20 protein-coding genes are annotated in these 23,372 nt (G+C 37.7%); 19 read left to right on the forward strand and 1 reads right to left on the reverse strand.

Annotation, left to right across the window (positions count from 1 at the left end):
- Positions 1-192 precede the first annotated feature (192 nt).
- The 16 genes from K364_RS0105590 to K364_RS0105665 all read left to right on the forward strand — a co-directional run bounded on the left by K364_RS0105590 (position 193) and on the right by K364_RS0105665 (position 19,678).
- A complete protein-coding gene (locus tag K364_RS0105590; protein ID WP_028307195.1) occupies positions 193-2,934 on the forward strand; it encodes an Ig-like domain-containing protein in 2,742 nt (913 codons plus the stop codon).
- Between the two features lie 228 nt (positions 2,935-3,162).
- Positions 3,163-3,777, forward strand: coding sequence for a succinate dehydrogenase/fumarate reductase transmembrane subunit (locus K364_RS0105595; protein ID WP_028307196.1), 615 nt, complete (start codon positions 3,163-3,165; stop codon positions 3,775-3,777).
- A gap of 13 nt (positions 3,778-3,790) precedes the next feature.
- Positions 3,791-5,545 (forward strand): succinate dehydrogenase flavoprotein subunit, encoded by a 1,755-nt coding sequence (gene sdhA, locus K364_RS0105600; protein ID WP_028307197.1) that lies wholly within the window; start codon positions 3,791-3,793, stop codon positions 5,543-5,545.
- Positions 5,546-5,547: 2 nt separating this feature from the next.
- A complete protein-coding gene (gene sdhB / locus K364_RS0105605; RefSeq protein ID WP_028307198.1) occupies positions 5,548-6,294 on the forward strand; it encodes a succinate dehydrogenase iron-sulfur subunit in 747 nt (248 codons plus the stop codon).
- Positions 6,295-6,452: 158 nt separating this feature from the next.
- A complete protein-coding gene (locus K364_RS0105610; protein ID WP_028307199.1) occupies positions 6,453-7,418 on the forward strand; it encodes a polyprenyl synthetase family protein in 966 nt (321 codons plus the stop codon).
- A gap of 45 nt (positions 7,419-7,463) precedes the next feature.
- Positions 7,464-8,108, forward strand: a complete 645-nt coding sequence (locus tag K364_RS0105615) for a precorrin-2 dehydrogenase/sirohydrochlorin ferrochelatase family protein (protein WP_028307200.1) — start codon at positions 7,464-7,466, stop codon at positions 8,106-8,108.
- Positions 8,083-9,513, forward strand: a complete 1,431-nt coding sequence (hemA, locus tag K364_RS22975) for a glutamyl-tRNA reductase (RefSeq protein WP_084295540.1) — start codon at positions 8,083-8,085, stop codon at positions 9,511-9,513. The genes K364_RS0105615 and hemA overlap by 26 nt, the downstream gene beginning before the upstream one ends.
- Positions 9,419-10,363, forward strand: coding sequence for a hydroxymethylbilane synthase (gene hemC / locus K364_RS0105625; protein WP_028307201.1), 945 nt, complete (start codon positions 9,419-9,421; stop codon positions 10,361-10,363). Before hemA ends, hemC begins: the two co-directional genes overlap by 95 nt.
- Entirely contained in the window at positions 10,353-11,870 is a 1,518-nt protein-coding gene (gene cobA, locus K364_RS0105630; protein WP_028307202.1) for a uroporphyrinogen-III C-methyltransferase, read from the forward strand. Before hemC ends, cobA begins: the two co-directional genes overlap by 11 nt.
- Positions 11,871-11,925: 55 nt before the next feature.
- The gene (gene nirJ1 / locus K364_RS0105635; protein ID WP_028307203.1) at positions 11,926-13,101 is read left to right on the forward strand and encodes a putative heme d1 biosynthesis radical SAM protein NirJ1; all 1,176 of its coding nucleotides are present in this window, start codon (positions 11,926-11,928) and stop codon (positions 13,099-13,101) included.
- Between the two features lie 30 nt (positions 13,102-13,131).
- On the forward strand, positions 13,132-14,109 hold the full coding sequence (gene hemB, locus K364_RS0105640; protein ID WP_028307204.1) for a porphobilinogen synthase: 978 nt from the start codon (positions 13,132-13,134) through the stop codon (positions 14,107-14,109).
- Positions 14,110-14,122: 13 nt separating this feature from the next.
- Positions 14,123-15,115, forward strand: coding sequence for a putative heme d1 biosynthesis radical SAM protein NirJ2 (gene nirJ2 / locus K364_RS0105645; protein WP_028307205.1), 993 nt, complete (start codon positions 14,123-14,125; stop codon positions 15,113-15,115).
- Positions 15,116-15,574 (forward strand): siroheme decarboxylase subunit alpha, encoded by a 459-nt coding sequence (gene ahbA / locus K364_RS0105650; RefSeq protein WP_028307206.1) that lies wholly within the window; start codon positions 15,116-15,118, stop codon positions 15,572-15,574. It begins immediately after the preceding gene.
- Positions 15,575-16,051, forward strand: a complete 477-nt coding sequence (gene ahbB / locus K364_RS0105655; protein WP_028307207.1) for a siroheme decarboxylase subunit beta — start codon at positions 15,575-15,577, stop codon at positions 16,049-16,051.
- Between the two features lie 27 nt (positions 16,052-16,078).
- Positions 16,079-17,374 carry a glutamate-1-semialdehyde 2,1-aminomutase gene (gene hemL, locus K364_RS0105660; protein ID WP_028307208.1) on the forward strand — a complete coding sequence of 432 codons (1,296 nt, stop codon included), beginning with the start codon at positions 16,079-16,081 and terminating at the stop codon, positions 17,372-17,374.
- A 300-nt stretch (positions 17,375-17,674) separates the two neighbouring features.
- On the forward strand, positions 17,675-19,678 hold the full coding sequence (locus K364_RS0105665; protein ID WP_028307209.1) for a cell division FtsA domain-containing protein: 2,004 nt from the start codon (positions 17,675-17,677) through the stop codon (positions 19,676-19,678).
- Between the two features lie 2 nt (positions 19,679-19,680).
- Here the strand turns inward: K364_RS0105665 and K364_RS0105670 are convergent, their stop codons facing one another.
- Positions 19,681-20,115, reverse strand: a complete 435-nt coding sequence (locus K364_RS0105670; protein ID WP_028307210.1) for an EVE domain-containing protein — start codon at positions 20,113-20,115, stop codon at positions 19,681-19,683.
- A 154-nt stretch (positions 20,116-20,269) separates the two neighbouring features.
- On the opposite strand from K364_RS0105670, the gene K364_RS0105675 reads away from it, so the two are divergent.
- From K364_RS0105675 to K364_RS0105685, 3 genes are all read left to right on the forward strand, one after another.
- Complete coding sequence (locus K364_RS0105675) at positions 20,270-20,449, forward strand: H-type small acid-soluble spore protein (protein ID WP_028307211.1); 180 nt, start codon at positions 20,270-20,272, stop codon at positions 20,447-20,449.
- A gap of 119 nt (positions 20,450-20,568) precedes the next feature.
- Positions 20,569-21,714, forward strand: a complete 1,146-nt coding sequence (locus tag K364_RS0105680) for a THUMP domain-containing class I SAM-dependent RNA methyltransferase (RefSeq protein ID WP_028307212.1) — start codon at positions 20,569-20,571, stop codon at positions 21,712-21,714.
- Between the two features lie 439 nt (positions 21,715-22,153).
- On the forward strand, positions 22,154-23,353 hold the full coding sequence (locus K364_RS0105685) for a glucose-1-phosphate adenylyltransferase (protein ID WP_028307213.1): 1,200 nt from the start codon (positions 22,154-22,156) through the stop codon (positions 23,351-23,353).
- Positions 23,354-23,372 lie beyond the last annotated feature (19 nt).

A 23,372-nucleotide genomic window follows, 5' to 3' on the forward strand; every position in this document is an offset into this window, starting at 1 on the left:
TTAAATTTAAACATATTTAGCTTAATTATCCATAGTTAATTATTGCTATTTTCTGGGTTTGACAATGTTAGAAAATTTTTATGCAACACTACTGTCTTTGTATAAAGAAATATTTATTATTTAATGAAACATTTTCCTCACTGCCAACGTCTAATACTTAGATATCTAAATTCTAAGGAAGAAGGGAAGTTAATGAATAATAAAGAAGGAAAAAGGACAGCACGAATAGTATTATCAGTCTTAATAGCATTTTTTATTTTAATGTTTTCTCCGGCAGCTTTTGCAAATTCACCTACCATTTCAACTATTAAGATCAATGGAACAAACTATTCACCCGGCAGCATTAACAACTCTACTATCAACAAAGGTGCAGTCAATGATCTAAGTCTAAACATAATAGTTACTTTTAATGGAGCACCAGCATCTGAATATAAAGCTGGAATTGAAGTTAAAGCACCAGGCTTTGACAGCAGCCTGGAGCAAGAAATAGCTAGTGCAACCTTGCAGCACAATACTATACTGCTTCCAAATAAAACGTATACAATTAGTATAACTATTTATCAAACAGACACCTTGGATGTCTTAAGTTCAATAAGCTTTACATATATAATTGGTGATTACGATAATTCTCCACCAACCATAACTTCTCGTTCCCCTGGAATTGGAGAAATACTAACATCACCGCCCAACAGTGTTGAATTTGAATTTAATGAATCCGTTAGTATTGTAAATTCTGGTATATATATTAAAAATAAAACTACTAATGCAAAAGTAACAGCAGAATCAAATGTAGTACATTCTTCTAATTCAAATATTATTAAAATTAATAAATCACTGGACTATAGTAATACATATACAGTTGTAATCGAAGCTAACTCGGTAAAGGACTCTGCAGGAAACTCCCTGCCAGCCACATCCTGGGACTTTTCTGTAGCCGCTGATCCAAATGCCCCTCCAATAATATCTAGCCGTACACCAGCCTCTGGTGCAGCTGGTGTAAAGATAAATGCTAATGTAAAGATCACTATAAGTAAAGAACTAGATTTGCCTACTGTAAACGCCAGTTCTATATCCTTGAAGCAGGGAAATACAACTGTCCCTGTGACCATAGACCGTATTAATCAAAATGGAAAAGGTGAAATAATACTAACACCGACACAAAATTTAAATTATAATAGAGTTTATACCGTGGAAATTGTCAATAATGCAATTAAGGATGTGAATGGTAAAGCTCTGGCTGGAGCTACCTGGAATTTTACCACTGAAGCTGGCAGTCTCTTGACTATTTCTAGCAGATATCCTCAAGCAGATGCAGCAAATGTAGATGTTGATGATGTAATTTCAATAACCTTTAATAATAGGCTTAACTCATCAACAGTAAGCCCAAGTAATATATATTTAAGAAGAAGCGGCTCAAGCTCAAATATATCTGCAGTGCTAAAATATACGGATTCTACCAGAACAGTTACCATAACTCCCAATAGTCCCCTTGCATACAATGCAGATTATATTGTTTATATATCCAATAACCTTAGAGATATCAATGGAAATAACATTATAACAACAAACTGGGCGTTTAAAACAAAGGCTGAAGATGCTCTTGCCATTGTTGACAGAAGTCCAAAGCCCAATTCTACCAACCATCCAGTAGATGGGGAAATTACAGTTAAATTTTCTCAACCTCTTCAGACTTCAACAATAACAAGCTCAAATATTTATTTAAGAAAGTCCGGTTCAACCAGAAACATATCTGCAGATTTAAAATACACCAGTTCCACCAGAACTGTAACAATAACACCAAGCAGCAATTTAGACTATGATTCAGACTACATTGTTTATCTAACAAATAATCTTAGGGACACTAACGGAAATAGACTTACCGCAACCAATTGGAAGTTTACTACAAAAGAAGAGGATCCTGTTGTAATAACAGAGCGTAGTCCTTTAGCAAATGCAAAGGATGTTGATGTTGATACAGAGATTAGCATTAGATTCTCCCAGAATATGAATCAATCAACTTTAACCACTGCAAACATATACCTAAGAAAGGCTAATACGACAAGAAATATCACTGCTGCTTTAAGCTATAATTCATCAAGAAGAACTGTAACACTAAAGCCAGCTTCATCTCTTGACTATAATACTGAATATACAGTTTATGTTACAAACAAGGTCAGGGACACTAGCGGCAATTCATTAACCGCAGTTAACTGGAGCTTTAAAACCAAGGAAACTCAACCTTTTGAGGTAATCTATAATACTCCTGTAAATAATACAGTTAACTTCAAGGTTGATGGAAGCATAACAGTTATTTTCTCTGGTAATCTTAATCAGAGCACCCTTAATACTGCAAATGTATATTTAAGAGACAATATCAACAATGCATATATACCAGTTACTTTGACATATACAAGTGCTGATAAAAAACTGACTATCAAACCCCAGGCTAAACTAAGTCCAAGTACAACCTATACTGTATATTTAACCAATGGCCTAAAGGATGATAAGGGAACCTCTTTAAAAGCTCTAAACTGGAAATTTACTACCGAGGCTGAACCCATTAGATATGGTACTGCTTCTTCACCTGAACTAAAGGTTGCCAGCAAATATGTTAATTTCACAGATGCAAGGCCTTATGTAAAAAATGGCAGGACCTTTCTTCCCTTTAGAGCACTTTTTGAGGCTATAGATGCCAATGTTGGATTTGATTTTTCAAATTCAAAAAGGCTTAAGGTTTGGGGAGAAAAGGATGGCAATAAGATTGAATTATTCATTGGAGACATTAGAGCTTTTAGGAATGGATCAGCATTAATTATGGATGTTAAACCGGAACTTGTTGACGGAAGAACTATGATACCGGTAAGGTTTGCAGCTGAAGCTCTAGGCATGAGGGTAGGCTGGGATGACGTGACTAAAACAGTAATAATTGAATAAAAAATGCTTTTAAATCTAAAATATCAAGCGGTGGTTAGTCTCCATCGCTTTCTTTATTTAAAAGAATTGCTCTGCATACTAGTCTACTCTGTCATTGGTAGGATTTATGGCATGAATGGGGGAATTTTTTCGGTAAAAGAAAAAGGGTTTAATCTACCATATACAGAAAAGTTATAAAGCAATTCTAATTTAGTAACTATAAATCATTATATAGGAGGAGGGTCTTATTTGACTTGGTATCAAAATGAGTATTTTTTAAGAAGGCTGCATTCCTTTTCAGGCATATTTCCCCTGGGAATATTCCTGATTGAGCACACCATAGTAAACTCAACTGCACGATATGGTTCTGATGTCTATGATAGTACTGTAGCATTATTACAAAGCTTGCCAATGCTTATATTTTTGGAGATGGCTTTTATTGTAATACCTTTATTGTTTCATGGCCTATTTGGTATTTATATTGTCTATCTTGCTAAAAATAATGTGCTGCAGTACAAATATTATAGAAACTGGGCATTCTATCTGCAGAGAATCACTGCAATAATTACTTTGATTTTTGTAATCTATCATGTATGGGCATTACGGATAGGTCATGTAGTCTATGGATTTGATATTAATTATCAGGCAGTAAGCTATCACTTAGCTGACCCCATGGTTTTCTGGTTCTATGTTGTGGGAGTAGTGGCTAGTATGTATCATTTTGGGAATGGCATTACAACCTTTTTAATCAGTTGGGGTATTACTGCAGGACCCCATTCCCAAAAATATGCTGCCTGGCTTGGCAACGGAATTTTTTTAATTTTAACATTGGTGGGACTTGGTTCCCTGCTGGCATTTATATAAAAGGGGTGAAATGATGAGTAAACACAAGGTAATTGTTATAGGCGGCGGCTTGGCAGGATTAATGACGACCTTAAAATTGGCTGAAAAGGGAGTTTCTGTAGATTTATTCTCCCTGTGTCATGTTCGTAGATCTCACTCTCTTTGTGCCCAGGGAGGTGTAAATGCAGCTCTAAATACTAAAGGTGAAGACGATTCAACCTGGGAACACTTTTATGATACTATATATGGTGGAGATTTCCTGGCAAATCAACCTCCAGTTAAACAAATGTGTGATGAAGCTCCGGGCCTTATTTATTCCATGGAGAGAATGGGTGTAGTATTTAGCCGAACCCAGGAAGGTCTTTTAGATTTGCGGCTTTTTGGCGGGGTAAAAAAGAAAAGAACTGTTTTTGCTGGTGCAACCACAGGCCAACAGTTATTATATGGCCTTGATTCTCAGGTTCGAAGATATGAAGATATGGGACTAGTAAAAAAATTTGAAGGCTGGCAGTTTCTTTCAGCTGTTATAGATAATACTGAGTTTTGTCGCGGTATTGTGGCACAAAATATGAATGATATGTCCATCCATACCTTTGCTGCTGATGCAGTCTGCCTTGCAACAGGGGGGGCTGGCATGATTTATGGCCGTTCAACCAATTCCACCATATGTACTGGAAGTGCTGCTGGAGCAGTATTTAAGCAGGGAGTTGAATATGCCAATGGAGAGTTTGTTCAATTTCACCCTACTGCCATGTTAGGTGATGACAAATACCGCCTAATGTCCGAGGCTTCAAGGGGAGAAGGTGCCCGTGTCTGGACATACAAAGACGGAAAACCATGGTACTTTTTAGAGGAGTGGTATCCAGCATATGGCAACCTGGTTCCTAGAGATATTGCCTCCAGAGCAATTTATAAGGTATGTGAAGAAATGGGACTGGGCATTGAAGGTAAAAATCAGGTATATCTAGATCTGACTCACAAAGACCCAGATTTTTTAGAAAACAGGCTAGGTGGCATCTTAGAAATTTATCGTAAATTCAGTGGAGAGGACCCATGCCAAAAACCAATGAAAATCTATCCTGCTCCCCACTACTTTATGGGTGGCATTCATGTTGACTGGAACCACATGACTAGAATTCCTGGCCTATTTGCTGCTGGAGAGTGTGATTACATGTATCATGGCGCAAATCGCCTGGGCGCAAACTCCCTATTATCTGCAACTTATAGTGGTATTGTGGCAGGACCCAAAATATTAGATTATATTAAAGGACTTGGTAAGGCAAGTACAGATATTCCACAAAGTGTATTTAGTAGTGAACAGAAATACCAACAAGACATTCATGATAGAATTATTAAAATGCAGGGTAAAGAAAACCCTTATGAGTTTCATGTTGAATTAGGCGAAGTCATGAGTACTAATGTAGGAGTTGTGCGTACCAACAAGAAGCTTGCCATGGCCGTTGAGCAATTAACTGAATTAAAAGAACGCTATAATAACATTAACGTTATTGACAACTCTCATTGGGGTAACCAGACTGCGTTCTTTGTACGAGATTTAGCTAATATGCTTGAATTAGCATTGGTAGTTGCCAAGGGAGCTTTACTCCGTGATGAGAGTAGGGGCTCTCATTATAAAGAAGAGTTTCCTGATAGAAATGATCAAGCCTGGTTGAAAACCACAGTTGCTGGTTATTCCCCAGATGGTCCAAAGTTTAGGTATGAGGCAGTGGATACCTCTATTATTGAACCCCGACAAAGACGTTATGATGTGGTTGAGGGAGGTAAATAATAATGTCCAAATACATTCAATTAAAAATAAAAAGACAAAATAGTCCTGATGCACCAAGCTTCTGGGAAGAATTTCTAGTAACGTACAGCCCAAATATGAATGTAGTTTCTACTCTCATGGAACTAAGAAAGAAGCCTGTTACTAAAGAAGGAAAAGCAACAACCCCTGTAGTGTGGGATTGCAACTGTTTAGAAGAGGTTTGTGGTGCATGCAGCATGATAGTTAATGGTACTCCCAGACAGGCCTGTTCAGCTCTAATAGATGCATTAGAACAGCCAATCGTTCTTGAACCATTAAGTAAATTTCCAATTGTTAGAGATCTTATGGTCAACAGAGATTCTATATTAGAAAACTTTAAAAAAGTAAAAGCCTGGGTGGAAATTGACGGTTCTTTCAATCTTGGTCCAGGGCCAAGGTTTGAGGAGTCCGTTAGGGTAGAAGCATATAAGCTTTCTCTTTGCATGTCATGCGGCTGTTGTTTAGAGGCATGCCCTAATGTTAATACAAAGTCAGCATTTATTGGACCTGCTGCTTTAAATCAGGTCAGATTATTTAATGAAATGCCCCTCGGTAAAATGACTAAATCAAAGAGATTAGCATCAATAATGACAAAGGGCGGCCTGGCTGATTGTGGCAATTCACAAAATTGCGCTCAGGTCTGCCCAAAGGAAATTCCCTTAACCTCTTCAATTGCCAGATTAAACAGGGAAACAATAATCCATTCCCTGGACAAATGGTTTAAGAAATAAAAAATTGGAAAACCTAAGGGAAGCCCATTTAAATATATAGTAGTGTGTAAATTGAAAAAGCACCTAAAAGGGTGCTTTTTTTAGATAAAAACTTTGTTGTTTAAGAATAATATGGTAAACTATCTTAGTATAAGATTTTGTGGTGGTGACATTTTTTGCTGAGATTTGACTTGTTTGAAGATATACGTGAAGATTTATATATAGTTGAAAAGGAAATGGAACGGTTTGTACAAACTCCAAGTCCTTTACTGACCAAAACTAGCAGTCATTTATTACTTGCAGGCGGAAAAAGGCTTAGACCAGCTTTTGCATTACTTTCAGGTAAATTTCATAAATACTCATTAGAAAAATTACTGCCACTGGCAGTCGCTTTGGAAATGATTCACATGGCAACATTAGTTCATGACGATGTGGTAGATGCCTCCTTAACAAGAAGAGGCAGACCAACTGTAAAAGCAGAATGGGGAGACAGGATTTCTTTGCATACAGGCGATTATTTATTTAGTAAATCCCTGATCCTAATCTCTGACTATGCCGATAAGCGAATACCTTCTGTGTTGGCAAAGGTAAGTGTACAGATGTGTCAAGGTGAAATACAGCAACTGGCTACTGCCTACAATGTTAATCAAACAATACGAGATTATTTTTATAAAATAAAGAGAAAAACCGCCTTATTAATTTCTGCAAGCTGCCAACTTGGAGCAATTGCAGTTGGGGCACCAGATTATATGGTTAAAAGTCTTTCCAGATATGGTCATTATTTGGGTATGGCCTTTCAAATAACAGACGATATCTTGGATATGATTGCTGATGAAGCCGAGCTAGGCAAACCAATTGGTGGTGACATCAGACAGGGTATTATTACACTGCCGGCTATCCATGCTTTGCAAAAACATCACTACAAGGGTAGATTAGCGGACTTGCTTCGGACAAAAGATAAGAATGAAAAAGAAGTTAAAGAAACCATTGACATTATAAAAAATTCAGGAGGAATTGAATACTCCTTTTCCATTGCAAGAAAATATGTAGACAAAGCAAAAAATGAACTTGTAAAGCTGCCTCCAGTGGATTGTAGAGAAACCTTTGATTTAATGGCAGATTATATATACGCTAGAAGTTATTAATAGTATACTGTTTAGTTTAGCAGTTCTAGAGGTGAAGTATAATATATGGCAGAATCATTATATACAATAAATATCAAATTAAATAATAAAAACTGCCTGGTAGTAGGAGCAGGTAATGTAAGCGAAAGGAAAATCAATGGTCTTTTGGAAAGCAGAGCAAATGTAACAGTAGTTAGTCCTGAGTTTACAGGGGGTATCCTTTCTTTAAAGGGTCATCCAAAACTAAGCCTTGTTGCAAGAGAATTCCAAGAAAATGACCTTAAAAATATGTTCCTAGTAATAAGCGCTACAAATAATAGAAATCTTAACTCTAGAATAGCTTCATTATGCAATAGCAAAAATATCTTAATAAATGTAGTGGACGATCCGGAAAACAGCAGTTTTTTCGTCCCTTCAGTAGTTCGCAGGGGAGATCTTTCTATAGCCGTTTCTACTGGCGGGAAAAGCCCTGCCCTTGCTTCAAAAATAGGCAGGGAACTATTAAGCCAGTTTGATGAGAAATATGCAAAATATCTGGATATCCTGGGTGAAATTAGAGATTGGGCAAAGATAGAAATAAAGGACCCTTTAAAACGTAAGGAAATGCTAACCCAGCTGCTGGAGATTGATATATATGAGCTAATTAAACTGCACGAGGATGGTTTGATAAAGGAGAGGACCTTAAATGTATATCCTTATAGTGGGACTTAACCACAGAACAGCTCCTGTAGAAATCAGGGAAAAGCTTACTTTTACAAAAACACAAATGCCTAAAGCCTTAGAAGAACTTCATTCTAAAAAGGACATTAACGGTTGCATTATATTGGCCACGTGTAACAGAACTGAAATCTACGCCACTGTATACGATATAGAAAAGGGGCTTAATAGTGTTAAGGATTTTATGTCTACCTGCTGCAATTTTAACAAAAATGAACTAGGACAGTATCTTTATGTCAAAACCCTATATGACGGTGTACGCCATCTTTTTAGAGTTGTGTCAGGTTTAGATTCTATGGTTTTAGGAGAAACTCAGATATTAGGCCAGATTAAGGAAGCTTACGAAGAAGCTTTAAAAAATAAAACCACCAATAACATACTAAATTCATTCTTTCAGCATGCCATTTCTGTGGGCAAGCGGGTAAGAACTGAAACTCAGATAGATCATAATGCAGTTTCTATAAGCTATGTAGCAGTTGAGCTTGCAAAGCAAATCTTTGAGAATTTGTCAGAAAGAACTGTTCTGGTTCTTGGTGCTGGAGAAATGAGTCGTTTAACTGCTAAACACCTTCTATCTAATGGTGTATCTACCATAATGGTATCTAACAGGTCCTTTGATAAAGCAGCAGCCATGGCCGAGGAATTTAAGGGCAGGGCAGTAAAGTTTGATGAGTTATTTAACTATATGGTTCATGCCGATATTGTAATTAGCGCTACGGCAGCACGTCACCATATAATAACTGCACAAAACATGGCTTTAGTAATGGAAAAGAGAAAAAACAAAACCATTCTCTTGATTGATATAGCCGTTCCCAGAGATATTGAGCCTTCTGTAGGATCTATTCATGGGGTAAAGCTGTATGATATTGATGCCATGAAAAATGTAGTTGATAAAAATCTGGAAGAAAGAAAACTCAAAGCACAAGCTGCTGAAGAGATTATTGAGGAGGAATTGGATAATTTCTTTAAATGGCTGAACTCCCTTTTTGTTGTTCCTACCATTGTAGCTTTACAGAAAAAAGCTGAAAGAATAAAATATAAAGAATTTGAAAGGGCAAGAAATAGATTAGATGGCTTTACGCAGAGGGAAGAAAAAGTACTAGGAAGTATGGTAAACTCTATAATAAAACAGCTTATTCACGATCCAATTATGGTTCTCAAGGATCAGGCAGCATCAGGGCAAGGACATTTATATTCAGAAATATGTCAGAACCTTTTTAATTTAGATATTGAAGGTCAAAAAGCTCTAGAAACTGCTGTTTATAGTTTTGACCACACTAAACATGAAAAAGATGGTGATGAAGTTGAAGAAAGAGATTGTTTTAGGAACAAGGGACAGTCACCTTGCTGTTTGGCAAACAAATTGGGTGCTAGAAAGGCTGAAGGAGCTCAATCCTGATAGAATTTTTTCAATAAAATACATTAAAACCCAGGGGGATAAAATTCTTGATGTAGCTTTATCCAAAATTGGTGATAAAGGTCTCTTTACAAAAGAGCTGGAAGTGGCCCTTTTACAGGGTGAAATTGACCTGGCCGTGCATAGTTTAAAGGACATACCAACTCGTTTACCCCAGGGCTGCAAAATAGGGTGTATTACTAAAAGAGAAAATCCCCAGGACATTTTAATTTCTCCCAATGGATATACTTTAGATACCCTTCCCGTGGGAGCAAAAATAGGCACCAGCAGCTTGAGACGTAGGGCCCAGATTCTACATTATAGAAATGATCTTAAGCTGGAGGATTTACGAGGCAATTTAAATACAAGGCTACGTAAAATGGTTGAAGAGGATTTTGCTGCAATTATATTAGCAGCAGCCGGAGTTATCCGTATGGGCTGGCAGGATAAAATATCCCAATACATTCCCTTGGACATTTCCTTACCAGCTGTGGGCCAGGGGGCCCTGGGTATAGAAATAAGGGAAAATGACCAGGATACTCAACAGGTAATATCTCCCTTGCACCATGAACCATCTTCATATGAGATATTAGCTGAAAGATCTCTTTTAGCTTACCTTGAAGGGGGATGCCAGATTCCCATAGGTGCAATTGGAAAGGTCCATGAAAACTCAATTACCTTGGAAGCCATGGTAGCCAGCCTGGACGGGAGTATCTTAATAAAAGACAAAATACACGGATGTAATAGTATGAGTGAGGAGCTTGGAATACAGTTGGCACAACGATTACTAGCAAAGGGCGCTGGGGAAATTCTAAAACAAGTTAGACAGGAGACTGATGCAAGTGAAAAATAATAGAGCTTATGTATATTTAGTTGGTGCTGGTCCAGGAGATCCAGGTCTGCTTACTATAAAAGGAATGGAATGTATAAAAAAAGCTGATGTTCTTGTATACGATAGGCTTGTTAATCCAAGCTTGCTAAACTATGCATCGAAAAATACTCAATTAATTTATGTTGGAAAATCTCCAGAAAGACACACCCTGAGTCAAGAAGAAATTAATAGTTTACTAGTTGCAAAGGCCTCTGAGAATAAAATAGTAACCAGATTAAAAGGAGGAGATCCCTTTGTTTTTGGGAGAGGTGGTGAAGAGGCCCTTGAGCTTGTTAAAAACAAGATCCCCTTTGAGATAGTGCCAGGCATTACCTCTGCAATTGCTGTTCCAGCTTATGCTGGAATACCGGTAACACACAGGGGCTTAACCTCTAATGTAGCCTTTATTACAGGAAATGAAGATCCTGCAAAAGAAGATACTGATATTGATTGGACAAAAATTAGTACTGGTATTGGTACTTTGGTATTTTTAATGGGAATGGCCAACCTTCCTAAAATAGTAGAAAAGCTCATGGAAAATGGCAGATCACCTGACACACCAGTTGCCCTTATCCGCTGGGGAACTCTTCCAGAACAAGTAACTTTAACAGCAGCACTAAAAGATATAGTTAAGGAGGCTGAAGAAAATAAATTTAAAAATCCTGCCATTATAATTGTTGGCGAGGTCGTTTCCCTGCGTGAGGAACTAAAATGGGTAGAAAAAAAGCCTTTATGGGGACAGCGTATATTGGTTACACGTTCTAGAGATCAAGCTAGTATTTTTTCCAAGATGATTCAAGACCTTGGTGGGGAACCAATAGAGTTTCCTACAATAGATATTATACAACCAGATGACTACACACCTCTAGATAAGGCAATAGCTGCTATAGAAGACTTTGATTGGATTATATTCACCAGTGTAAATGGAGTACAATCCTTCTATGAACGATTATTATCTAAAAAGATGGATTTTCGCCAATTAAAAGGTGTTAGGATATGTGCCATTGGCCCTAAAACCAAAGAAGAGCTCGAAAAATATGGATTATTTGTTGATTATGTGCCAGGAGAATATAGAGCGGAAGCTATAATAGAAAGAATGCAGGGTGAGGATCTTAAAGGCAAAAAAATTCTCCTTCCCAGGGCTGATATTGCCCGCAAGATTCTGCCGGAATCTTTAAAAGCCATGGGGGCAGATGTCCATGAGGTCATTGCATATAAAACAGTCAAGGGAAATGGAAAGGTAAATAGTGTTAGAGATTTGCTTACAGATAAAAAAATAACTATAATAACCTTTACAAGCTCCTCAACAGTTAAAAACTTTGTAAGTATGTTCGACAAAAATGAACTGCCCGAGCTATTAGAGGGGATAAAGCTGGCATCCATAGGTCCAATTACCACCAGAACCGCTGTTGAATTAGGATTAAGCATAGACATTGAAGCAACAGAGTACACCCTGGATGGACTTTTACAAGCAATTCTAGTATCATAGTATATAACTTACAGGGGTTTAAAAATTGGCCCCAGCAGAGCTAGGGGGGATTTCCTTGATTAGTGTAACTAAATTACTGCTAAATAATGAATATTATGGTGATAAATTAAGATATGTAAAGGAAGCAAAGGGAGCTCAACATGGTACAACACATGGAATGGGTCCGGTAGTTGTTTGGAATTGTACACGCACCTGCAATTTAAACTGTATTCACTGTTATTCTTCTTCAGAGAATAAAAAATACCCTGATGAGCTGACTACAGCTGAAGGAAAGAAATTCATAGATGACCTGGCAGAATTTAATGTACCAGTTATTCTCTTTTCAGGGGGAGAACCTCTTGTTCGAGATGATTTGCTAGAATTAGCGGCTTATGCAAAGGACAAGGGAATACGTTCTACTATTTCCACAAATGGAACCCTCATAACGCCCCAAATGGCACAAAGCTTTAAAGAAATAGGCATTAGCTATGTAGGTATAAGTCTAGATGGAATTGGAGAAAACAACGACCGTTTCAGGGGTCAAAAGGGTGCCTTCGCAAAAGCTTTAAGAGGTATAAGAAATTGTCTATCTGTGGGGCAGAAGGTAGGGCTTCGTTTCACCATTAACAAGCATAACTTTAAGGATCTTGATGATATATTTAAACTTGTAGAAGAAGAGAATATCCCCCGTATATGTTTTTATCATTTGGTTTACTCTGGCAGAGGAAATGAAATGATAAATGAGGATATAACCCATGAAGAAACAAGACAGGTCATGGATAAAATCATCCATTGGACTAATGATTTTCACAATAAAGGTATAGAAAAGGAAATTCTCACAGTAGACAACCATTGTGATGGCATATATATATATGAACAATTAAAAAAAATTGATAGGGGTCAAGCAGAACGGGTAGCAGAACTATTAAAGACTAATGGTGGAAATCGTTCTGGAATAGCCATTGGACAGGTTGATTGGGCTGGTAATGTTCATTGTGATCAATTTACCCAAAATCATACCTTTGGCAACGTCAAGGAAAGAAAATTTGCTGACATTTGGACAGATGTTTCCCATCCTATTTTAGGCGGTTTAAAAAACAGAAAGTCTCTTTTAAAGGGTAGGTGTGGTATTTGTCCAAAAGTAGATATGTGCAATGGTAATTTTAGAGCACGTGCAGAGGCCGTAACAGGGGATTTTTGGGAAACAGACCCTGCATGTTATTTGACAGATCAGGAGTTAGGACTGGAATAATTTTTAAAAAGCTATAAAGGGGGAAGCATTATGTTTCCAACTGTTAGACCACGTAGACTAAGGGAAAATTCAATTTTGCGAAAAATGGTCAGGGAGACCTCACTATCAGTTTGTGACTTGGTATTGCCTGTCTTTGTAACCCATGGGAAAAGTGTGAAGAATTCAATAAAATCAATGCCTGGTATACATCAATTATCAGTTGATATGCTCTTATATGAAGCTGAAGAGGCTGTTGAGTTGGGCATCCCAGCTGTAATTATTTTTGGAATCCCAAAATCAAAGGATCCCAGGGGACTAGAGGCTTATGCAGATGATGGCATAGTTCAAAGGGCAGTAATGTCTCTAAAGAAAGAGTTTCCTAATTTACTTGTTATAACAGATGTTTGTATGTGTGAGTTTACTGATCATGGACACTGCGGTATTGTCAGCCAGGGAAATGTTCTAAATGACCCTACCTTGGGCTATCTAGCAAAGATAGCTCTATCACAATGTCAGGCCGGTGCTGATATGGTTGCTCCCTCTGATATGATGGACGGTAGGGTGGGAGCCATTCGCAAGGAGCTTGATGCCAATGGTTTTGAAATGATTCCCATTATGTCATATGCTGCCAAATATGCTTCCAAGTTTTATGGCCCCTTTAGAGACGCAGCTGGTTCTGCACCACAGTTTGGAGACAGGAAAAGCTATCAAATGGACCCGACCAATGTTAGAGAGGCATTAAAGGAAGTTGAACTTGATATACAAGAGGGAGCAGATATTGTAATGGTCAAGCCAGCCCTGGCATATATGGATATTATTAAAAGTGTTAAAGAGAATTTCAATTATCCTGTTGGTGCTTATAATGTTAGTGGAGAGTATGCCATGGTAAAGGCTGCCTCTGCCCAGGGATGGATTGATGAAAAGGGAACTGTTCTAGAAACCCTCATGGGCATGAAACGAGCTGGAGCAGATATTATATTAACATACCATGCTAAGGATGCAGCACGTTGGCTGAATGACTGTAAATAAAGGAGGCTAAAACATGATAGTGTCCTGGAATTCTACAAATCAATGCAACATGTTTTGTGATCACTGCTATAGGGATGCAGGTGCCAAGGCAGACATGGAATTATCTACCCAGGAGGCCAAGAAAATGCTGGATGAAATCTCCCAGGCTGGCTTTAAGATAATGATCTTTAGCGGCGGTGAGCCTCTAATGAGACGTGACATAGTAGAGTTAGTAAAATATGCAGCAGACCTTGGTTTACGTCCTGTGTTTGGTACTAATGGTACCCTTATAACTAAAGACCTTGCAAAAAAATTAAAGGATGCAGGAGCAATGGGAATTGGCATAAGCCTTGACAGTATGGATTCCCAAAAGCATGACAAGCTTCGTAAATATGAAGGAGCCTGGACAGAGGCTGTTAGGGGCATGCAGAACTGCAAAGAAGTTGGTTTGCCTTTTCAAATCCACACAACAGTAATGGATTGGAATAAAGATGAGATAGAAGCATTAACTGATTTCGCCGTAGAAATTGGAGCTGTTGCCCATCACATCTTTTTCCTGGTACCAACAGGAAGGGCAGTTAATATTGAACAGGAAAGCCTAAGAGCTAGAGAATATGAAGAACTTCTAAATAGAATACAAGATAAGGCTGATAAAGTAGATATAGAAATAAAGCCTACATGTGCACCCCAATTCATGAGAATAGCCAGGCAAAAAGGGCAAAAGGTAAGGTTCGGAAGGGGCTGCCTGGCAGGAACATCCTATTGTATTATCAGCCCCAGGGGAGATGTGCAGCCTTGTGCTTATTTGAATATAGCTGTTGGTAATGTAAAAGATAAGCCTTTTAATCTTATCTGGGAGGAAAGTGATATTTTTAAAGAGCTAAGAACCATGAATTACAGTGGTGGATGTGGTGAATGTGAATTTAAAAAGGTATGCGGCGGATGCCGTGCTAGAGCATACTTTTATCACGGGAGCTTTATGGCAGAGGAACCCTGGTGTTTATATCACGGGAGGACTGGTATTTAAATGGATAGTATTAATCACAGGTTATTAGAAATTATTCAGGATGGATTCCCAATTTCACCAGAACCCTACAAGGACCTGGCCATGTCTTTAGGGGTTTCGGAAGAAGAGATAATAGATAGAATTAGCAAACTACAAGATCAGGGAATCATACGCAGACTCGGTGCAATTTTTGATTCGCGAAAACTGGGATATAAAAGCACCCTTTGTGCAATGAAGGTACCCAAGGATCAGATTGAACATGTGGCAGAGATTGTCAACTCTTATCCCGGTGTTACCCACAACTATCTTAGAGAACACAAATACAACATGTGGTTTACTCTTATTGCACCTTCCAAGGAACACATTGATAAGATTTGTAGTGAAATAATTTTACAAAGTGGAATAAATGAGCTAATGCAGCTTCCTGCCAGGAGGTTCTTTAAAATTAAGGTAAAATTCTCTGTAAAGGGGGAAAAGTAGATGCTCTCCATGGTAGACATTAAGATAGTAAAGGAGCTGCAAAATAACCTTCCCCTTGTTAGTAAACCCTATAAAAAAATAGCAGCAAAGATAGGCATTACAGAGGAAGAACTTTTAGGCAGGATTAAAACCATGAAGGAAAAGGGTTACATACGCAGAATAGGAGCAGCTCTAAGACACAGGGAAATGGGCATTGAAGCCAATGCAATGATTGTCTGGGAGGTTCCAGAGGAAGACTGTGAAAGAGTGGGCAAGGCAATTGCCGCCTTCCCTCAAGTTACTCACTGCTATCAAAGACCAACAAAAAGAGATTGGCCCTTTAGTATTTTTGCCATGATTCATTTTCCTACCAGACAGGAATGTGAGGAAATGGCCAAAAAAATCTCCAAGGAAATAGGGGAACATTATCCCTACCAACTCCTCTTCAGCTCTCGAGAGCTTAAAAAAACAAGCATGAAGTATTTTCTTGAAGAATAATTAATTTATAAGAAAGGGGTTATTAAATTGCTTAATCTATCCCGCTCTAAGGAAATGTTTGATGAGGCACAAAAATACATACCAGGTGGTGTTAACAGCCCAGTTCGCGCTTTTAAATCAGTTAGAATGGATCCACCTTTCATTGCCAGGGGAAATGGCCCATATATTTATGATGAAGATGGAAATAGCTACATAGATTATGTGGCCTCCTGGGGACCCTTAATTTTGGGCCACTGTCATCCTGAGATTAAAGCTGCACTGCAGCATTGTTTAGAAATTGGAACTAGTTTTGGTGCACCTACAGAGTTGGAAACCAGAATGGCCAAGCTAATTATTGACTGTGTACCTTCTATAGAAATGGTTAGAATGGTGAACTCTGGGACAGAGGCAACAATGAGTGCCTTAAGATTAGCACGAGGCTATACTGGCAGAGATAAGATAGTTAAGTTTGAGGGATGCTATCATGGTCATGCTGACTTTTTATTAATAAAAGCAGGCTCTGGTGCCCTGACCCATGGTGTGCCAACCAGCCCAGGTGTTCCAAATAATACTGCCCAGAATACAATAACAGCACCCTTTAATGACCTGGAAACATTAGCAAAGATTTTTGAACAGGAGGGCGAAAATATTGCAGCAGTGATATTAGAGCCTGTGCCTGGCAACATGGGGTGTATTCCACCAGCTGAGGGATATCTTGAGGGGGTTCGTAAGCTTACTGAAAAGTATGGCATTTTGTTGATATTTGACGAGGTAATGACAGGATTCCGTGTATCTCTGGGGGGTGCCCAGGCTCTTTACGGCATTACACCAGATCTTACCTGTCTAGGAAAGATTATTGGCGGGGGTCTGCCTGTAGGTGCATATGGCGGCAAGAAGGAGATTATGGAAAAGGTATCTCCAGTGGGTCCTGTTTATCAAGCCGGAACCCTATCTGGGAACCCCCTGGCAATGACCGCAGGATACACTAGCTTGCAAATTCTTCAGCGACCTGGAATCTATGATAAGCTAGAAACAATGTCTGCCAGGCTTGCTGCCGGAATGGAAGAAGCTGCCACAACGGCAGGAGCAGAAGTCTACTTTACACGAGTAGGTAGTATGTTTTCAGCATTTTTTACTGACCAGGAGGTTACTGGATTCCAAAGTGCGGCAACCTCTAATATTGATAAGTTTGTTGCTTTCTTTAAAACTCTCCTTGAAGAGGGTGTATATATAGCCCCATCTCAATTTGAGGCAGGTTTCATGTCTTTAGTTCATGATGACAGGGAGATTGAAAAAACCATTGGAGCTGCCTTTAAAGCTTTTAAGGCAGCAGCAAGGGCATAATCTTAACATAATCTTAATTTAAGCTAGAGTTATAATGCTCGGTGATAATCCGAGCATTTCGTTTTATATACACTCAAGGAATATTTTAAAAATAACTGTTATATTTATCATGTTAATGGAAATAATAGAAAGGCACACTCACTTCTTCATAGACCTCCTTGAGCTAAGGAGCCTGGGGTATTACCTCGGGTTCTTTAGTTTTTACAATAAAAATCTTCAATAATTAAAGGAAAAGCATATGTATTGTCGAAAGTTAGTGAAATATAGTTTAATAAGTTTTTTAATGAAGAGGTGAACAAATTGAGAGATAAAAAACTTTATTTCTCATTAGACGTGGGAACTCGTACTGTAATAGGTGCTGTTCTTGAAGAAAGAAATGAGAAATTTCATATATTAGCGGCTGAAATTGAAGAGCATAATACTCGTGCCATGCTTGATGGGCAGATTCATGATATACCTGCAGTAACTGAGGTTGTTAAAAAAGTAAAAACAAAACTGGAAAAGAAGGTTAAAAGCAGCCTTTCAGAAGTTTCAGTAGCCGCTGCAGGAAGGGCATTGTATACCCAAAAGGCTTCAATAACTAAAAACCTGTTGCCTGGAGAAATTATAACTGACAATAGTGTCTATTCTCTGGTAATGGCAGGTGTTTTAGAAGCAGAAAAGCTAATTAAAGAAAGCACCTGCCAGCAGGACAATAATTATTACTGTGTTGGATATTCAGTTATCAAATATTACCTGGATTTTCAGGAAATAAAAAACCTGGTTGGCCAACGCGGCAATCAAATAGGAGTTGATATAATAGCAACATTTCTACCTCGAATTGTTGTTGATTCTTTAAATTCAGTTATTACTGGAGCTGATTTAGTCATAAAAAATATGACTCTTGAGCCAATAGCAGCCAGCAGTATTGTAATATCTGAAGGTATGAGGCGACTAAATATTGCATTAGTCGACATTGGTGCCGGCACCTCTGATATTGCCGTATCTATTAATGGCGCCATAAGCTCCTATGCTATGGTTCCTTGTGCTGGTGACATGATAACAGAGGCAGTATCGGAAAAACTATTGGTTGACTTTAATACTGCAGAAGATATTAAGAAGAGATTAAATACAGATACCAATATAATATATAAAGATATTCTTGGAATGACGCTGGAAATGAGCTCAAGGGAAATCCTAGATTTAATCTTTGAAAACATAGAAATTTTGGCAAAGAAAATTTCCCATGAAATAATATCGCTAAATGGGAAAACTCCTCAAGCTGTCATACTAATTGGCGGCGGAAGCCTAACTCCCTTACTTCCGGAAAGAATAGCAGAAGAGATTGGTCTTCCCAGGGAAAGGGTTGCCATAAGAGGCAGGGAGATCATAGACAATATAATTGGTGCTAATAATAAACTTAATGGCCCAATGGCCATAACACCCCTTGGTATCGCACTAACCCAATCTCTTGGAATGCGAAATAGCTTTGAGTTTTTACGCATTAATGGTGAAATGATAAGAATCTTCGGCAGAGAAAAGTTAACTGTCTTGGATGCTTTAATGGCTAGTGGCGTAAAAAGCTCTGAAATTTATGCAAAACCGGGGGCCGGAATAACCATTGAATTCAATAATAAGATAATGATTTTAAAAGGAAAAAAGGGAATTGATCCTCAAATTAAAATTAACGAAAAACTGGCTGGCCTTGATGATCTGGTACAAAACGGTGACAATATTATATTTATACCGGCACAACCAGGTGAAGACGCCAAGGGGATTATTAAGGATATTCTTCCAGATAACCTTGAAAAAACTTTACTTATTAATGGGCAAAAAAGGTATCTAAAGCCTATTATTTATCAAAACGGAATTAAGGTTAAGCTAAATGCACCTTTAATAGACAAAGCAGTGATTTATGTAAACAATATAGATACAATCACGGATGTTTTACATTATCTGGAAATTGAAAAAGAAGCAATCCAGCAAATATATGTTAATTCTAAGGATGCCTCTCTTGAAACAGAAGTACACAATCATGATGAAATTACTATTGTTTATAAAAGTGAAGCAGATAGTTATGAGAACCAGGAAATCAATGGTCCATTATCAACTACTAGTAAGATTCAGATATCAGTAAATGGAGAACAAGTATTTTTAGATAAGACAAATGCACCTTTAATGTTGTTGGATATTTTTAAAGCAATTGATTTTTCACCCACACCACCAATTGACAAAAATAAACTAGTTCTAAAAGTTAATAATGAAAAGGCTGCTTATACATCCTACATAGAAAGTGGAGATGAGGTTGAAATTTTTTGGGAATAGCCCTATTGGTTAGATAATTCTATAACCTTAGTCCACTGTTCATGACTTACCGGGATAATGGATAAACGAGGTTGGCGTATAAGTTCCCAATTCTGCCAGGGTGATACTTCACCACCTTCAGCTTGGGCTGCTAATTTTTTTATTTTTTCCAGGGTCACTGGTTTGTTTAGTTTTGAAATAGGTGCAACATAAAATACCAATAGTTTATTGTCATTTTCCTTTGGATCTGGAAAATGTTCAGAGACTATCTCAGCAGTACCAATAATGCTTCTTTCTTTACCAGTATGGTATATAAATGCCCTATCACCTTTTTGCATTTTAGCAATGTTCTTCAATGCCTGGTAACCCTTTACACCATCCCACTGAGCTTTGTTGTCCTTAACTAAATCATCCCAGCTGTAATCTTCTGGTTCAGTTTTTAACAGCCAATAATTCAAAATTCACTACCTCCATTTTATATGATATATGATAGTATTTATATTCTGCCCATTCTAAGGAATTTAAAAGAAACTTAATAAAGCTGCATTTTGCATAAGGCTACTTATTTAGTGTCACAATAATAAAAAACTTTCTTTCAAGGAGTGATCTTAAATGCAATACTCAAGGGCAGAAGAAATACTAAACTCTTCTAGAACAATTGAAGTCCTTTATGAGGGAGAGCCGGTTTGGATAAACAGCTTGAATCCTGATCAACAAACAGCAAAAGTAACTTTAGGAGCTTCAAACAAAAGAATTGATGTTCATGTGAATGAACTTATAGAGAATAGCTGATAGGTATGTTATAATCTTACAGTATGTAATAATAGATTATCATTTTCAAGGTAGGTTGTAACCTACCTTGTTTTTATACTATCTTATTATTTATTATAGAATAGGAGGCTGCGTGATTTGTGTCAACTCTTAATTTAATTGCTACTGCAACATTTGGATTAGAATCTATAGTTGCTGGTGAACTAAAAAGCCTTGGGTACGAAAATCTAACTATTGAAAATGCAAGAGTTACCTTTCCAGGGGATGAACTAAGTCTATGCAGAGCAAACATCATGCTCAGAACAGCAGATAGAATACGTTTAAAGGTAGGAGAGTTTAAAGCAACCACCTTTGATGAATTATTCGAAAAGACTAAAGCACTCCCATGGCCTGAGATTATACCCGCCAATGCCCAGTTTCCTGTGGATGGCAAATCGGTTAAATCCACACTTTTCAGCGTATCTGATTGTCAAGCTATTGTAAAAAAGGCCGTTGTAGAAAGTATGAAAAGAAAATATAAAATACAATGGTTTGAAGAAAAAGGTCCCTTGTATAAAATTGAAGTTGCTCTCTTAAAGGATGTTGCTACTTTAACTATAGATACAAGTGGTCCAGGACTACATAAGAGAGGTTACCGAGAATTAACCAGTACAGCACCGTTAAGAGAAACTCTAGCAGCAGCTCTAGTTATTCTTTCAAAATGGTATCCAGACACCACCTTAATAGACCCCCTGTGCGGTTCGGGCACCATTCCAATAGAGGCTGCATTAATTGGGCAAAACATAGCTCCAGGAATTTACAGGGATTTTACAGCAGATAACTGGCCGAATGTACCCAAGAGTGCTTGGAAAAAGGCCAGGGAGGAAGCATATGATAATATTAAAAGACAAAAGCTAGATATAATAGGTACAGATCTTCATGGCCCGTCCATTAAGCTTGCCAGAATAAATGCAGCTAAATTTAAATTGGATCAGGACATTCATTTCCAACAGTTAAACCTATCAGATTTAAGCAGCAGGAAAAAATTTGGTAAAATTATTTGTAATCCACCTTATGGTGAACGACTAGGGGACTTGCCCGATGTGGAAAAATTATACAGGGAAATGGGGAAAGTATTTAACCAGCTAGACACCTGGTCATATTATATCTTAACCTCCCATCCTGAATTCGAAAAGTTTTTTGGAAAAAAAGCCAGTAAAAAAAGAAAGCTCTATAATGGGAAAATTAAAGTTGACTACTATCAATATTATGGGGCAAGACCTTCAAAAAGAAATTACCAACAGTAAATGTAATAAGGTTTAAACATAAAAACAAGGTTTTTTATAAAACTCCTTGTTTTTATTATTATTCACAGAATACACTATATTTTTACATTATATGTTAGAGGATTAAACGCACTTATCGCCAATATTACTATTAGGTGTCTATAAATCCTTTTATTGGCAGCTGGTATTTATGAACAGATAAACTGCAATGCTTAATAATACTACAGCGAAATTTAGCAATTAACGGAGCCATGGGGACGGTTCGAGCGTCACCGTAGTGCAACGAAGGTCCGAAGGGAAGACAATGGAACCGTCCCTATGGCGTTGCCCCAATAATGTAGGAATGTAAAGAAAAGAGTAACCTTTCGCTGCAGTAATAATTATTTTATGTAATTTTATGCTTTGCATAGACATAGATATAGAGAGTTGGGTTAAAAATTCCATTAAGGGGGAGAGGTAAATGTACTCAAGGAAAGAATGTGTATCCATGATCCTGGCTGGAGGTCAGGGCAGCAGACTTGGCATCTTGACAAAAAAAATTGCCAAACCAGCCCTTTCATTTGGTGGTAAATATAGAATTATTGATTTTACTTTAAGTAATTGTTCAAACTCAGGAATTACTAGTGTTGGCGTGCTTACCCAGTACCAGCCTTTAATTCTAAACACTTACATTGGAATTGGCTCCCCATGGGATCTAGATCGAAGAAATGATGGAGTTAGTCTTTTACCTCCCTATGCCAGGGATGAAAGCAGGGAGTGGTATAAAGGTACTGCAAATGCAATATACCAAAATATGGATTTCATTGATATGTTCGATCCGGAATATGTGCTTATACTGTCAGGCGACCACATCTATAAGATGGACTACTCATTAATGATGGAATTTCATAAAGAAAATAATGCCGATGCAACCATTGCAGTTTTAAAAGTATCCCTGGAAGATGCACCCCGTTTTGGAATAATGAACACAGATGAAAATGGTCAAATAATTGAATTTGAGGAAAAGCCCAAGGTTCCCAAAAGTGATTTAGCTTCCATGGGAGTATATATTTTTAATTGGAAATTACTAAAAAACAACTTAGTCAATGACGATTGTGATCCAAACTCCAGCCATGACTTTGGAAAGGATATTATACCAAAAATGATTAAGGCAGGTAATAGACTCTTTGCATTTCCATTTGACAGGTATTGGAAGGATGTAGGAACCATAGAGAGTTTATGGGAAGCTAATATGGATTTATTGTCAGACCAACCATCCCTGGATCTTTATGACAACAAATGGAAAATATACTCGGCTAATCTAGCCTATCCACCTCATTATATTGGAGATAAGGCTGTTATTAATCAATCCCTTATTAATGAAGGATGTCTGATTTACGGCAAGGTAAGTCATTCAGTAATCTCTACAGGTGTAATAATTGGGGAAAGCTCTGAGATAAAAGACTCTATTATCATGCCCAATGTTAAAATTGGCAAAAATGTTCGCATTGAGAAAGCAATAATTGGTGAAGACACTATAATAGGCCATGATACCATAATCAAATGGCAGGATATTGTTGGCTGCAGTGATAGTCCTATAGAATTTGACAATTCAGGCATTACCGTTATTGGAGAAAAGGCATATATATCAAAATTTGAATGTACCAAAAAAGTTAGATGACCTTTATGAGGGAGTTGAT

It is taken from the genome of Desulfitibacter alkalitolerans DSM 16504, assembly GCF_000620305.1.
In the GTDB taxonomy this organism is placed as follows: Bacteria; Bacillota; DSM-16504; order Desulfitibacterales; family Desulfitibacteraceae; genus Desulfitibacter; species Desulfitibacter alkalitolerans.